We start from the raw sequence: 2,005 nt of genomic DNA, 5'->3' as shown, positions 1-2,005 counted from the left end.
GGGAGATCGCGTATAAGGTGCGCCGTGGAAAGGCGCGGTTCTTGAGAGGGTGAAAGTCCCTTCCGGCAAAGGTCGTTCCAGCCGGTAGCAATCGGAGCAGTCGGCGAGGCAACGACCCGGCTGAAGCCTCCGGTGGAGAGGGTCACGAGGTGACTTGGCGAGTGGGCGGGCTGTAACGCGAGTGAACGTTGAGCAGGCCTCGAAAAGATCGATGTGGAGGCTGACCTGGCCTTATTACAGGGAAAGCTGGCATCGCTGGGGAAGAGAACGATGTGCGCACCCAGCGGCTCCACCGGGGTAGTGACGACGGCACGTCCATAGCGAGAACCGAAGCAACACGGGAGACCCCATCGCGTGGTCGAGCGAGAGACCAACCGGAGGCCTGTGAAGGTCGGGCCGGGCGCGGCGGGGAGTCGGATGGGTTCGTAGTACCGGGGAAGCCGGGTAATGCCGGTGGAGGGAAGGAGCCCTCGTTCAAGCCGATGTAGGACGTGGCGCGGGAGGGGAGATTGGGTCACCTCGAAACTCCACCAAGTGTCCGGAAGCTGCAGACTGCGTTACATGCGAAAGCGAAGGCAGAACCCGAGTTCAGGTTCTATCTTCTGTACGACAAGATGTATCGGGCGGATGTTCTGAGCTTCGCCTATGCCAGGTGCAAAGCCAATGGCGGCGCGGCTGGCGTGGATGGTCAGACGTTCGATGACATCGAGGCGTATGGAGGCCAAGGTGGATCGTCCGCGGATCGCAAGAGCCCGGACGTCGACACTGGCTGGAATCCGTGGCTCGGGGAACTGGCGGAAGAGCTCAGGAACAAGACGTATCGGCCGCAAGCGGTCAGACGGGTCTACATTCCGAAGCCGAACAGCAAGAAAATGCGACCTCTGGGGATCGCGACGATACGCGACCGGGTGGTTCAGACGGCGGCGATGCTGGTGCTCGAGCCCATCTTCGAAGCCGATCTGGATCCGGAGCAATATGCGTACCGCGCCGGCAAGACTGCGCTGGATGCGGTGGAGACCGTGAACCGCCTGCTCAATCTGGGGTACACGGCCGTCGTCGACGCGGACCTGCGTGGCTACTTCGACGAGATACCGCACGGACCGCTGATGAAATCGGTGGCGCGCCGGATCTCAGACCGGCACATGCTGCATCTGATCAAGATGTGGATCGAGGCGACGGTCGAGGAGACGGACGATCGCGGACGCAAGCGTCGGACCACGCTGAATCGGGACGAGCACCGCGGCATCCCGCAGGGCTCGCCGATCTCCCCGCTGCTGGCGAACCTGTACATGCGACGGCTGGTGTTGTGGTGGAGACAATCGGGCGCGCGGCGGCGGCTGAAGGCCGTCATGGTCAACTATGCCGACGACCTGGTGATCTGCTGCAAGGGTACGGCCGACGTCGCCATGCAGACGATGCGAGAGGCGATCAAGAAACTGCAACTGGCGGTCAACGAAGACAAGACGCGCATCTGCCGTCTGCCGGAAGAGCGGTTCGACTTCCTGGGCTACACGTTCGGACGGTGCTACTCCCGAAAGACCGGGAAGGCACATCTCAACTCGAAACCGTCGAAGAAGAGCATCAAGCGAATCTGCGATGCGATCGGGGACGAGACAGGCCGGAACCGGACGTTGCTATCAGCCGAGAAGGTGGTGAAGCGGCTCAACGCCAAGCTCACCGGGTGGGCGAACTACTTCCGTCTCGGGCCGGTCTCACCGGCCTACAGGGCGGTCGATGCCCACGCCAATCATCGGCTGCGCCAGTGGTTATGCGAAAAGCACCGGATTCCCGGCCGAGGGGGACATCGCTTCCCCGACCATTACCTCTACGAAACGTTGGGGCTGGTTCGGCTGCCGGGGCTGACGCGTCACCTGCCGTGGGCGAAGGCATGAGAGCTTGCCCGGGAGCCGGATGCGCGAAAGGCGCACGTCCGGTTCGATGAGCGGGGAAGGGAAACGGGGCGTTGCCGCATCGCCCAAGCCACCGCGCCCTTCCTCGACTCTAC

1 protein-coding gene is annotated in these 2,005 nt (G+C 62.9%); it reads left to right on the top strand.

What is annotated here, in order from left to right; all coding sequences use genetic code 11:
* Positions 1 to 509: 509 nt before the first annotated feature.
* The gene (gene ltrA, locus ACQR1B_RS36130; protein WP_434837657.1) at positions 510 to 1,892 is read left to right on the top strand and encodes a group II intron reverse transcriptase/maturase; all 1,383 of its coding nucleotides are present in this window, start codon (positions 510 to 512) and stop codon (positions 1,890 to 1,892) included.
* Positions 1,893 to 2,005: the final 113 nt, after the last annotated feature.

It is taken from the genome of Bradyrhizobium oligotrophicum (assembly GCF_051168495.1).
In the GTDB taxonomy this organism is placed as follows: Bacteria; Pseudomonadota; Alphaproteobacteria; order Rhizobiales; family Xanthobacteraceae; genus Bradyrhizobium; species Bradyrhizobium oligotrophicum_A.
The sequence above is the reverse complement of the archived record's forward strand: the minus strand, read 5'-3'. Positions and strand labels throughout refer to the sequence as shown.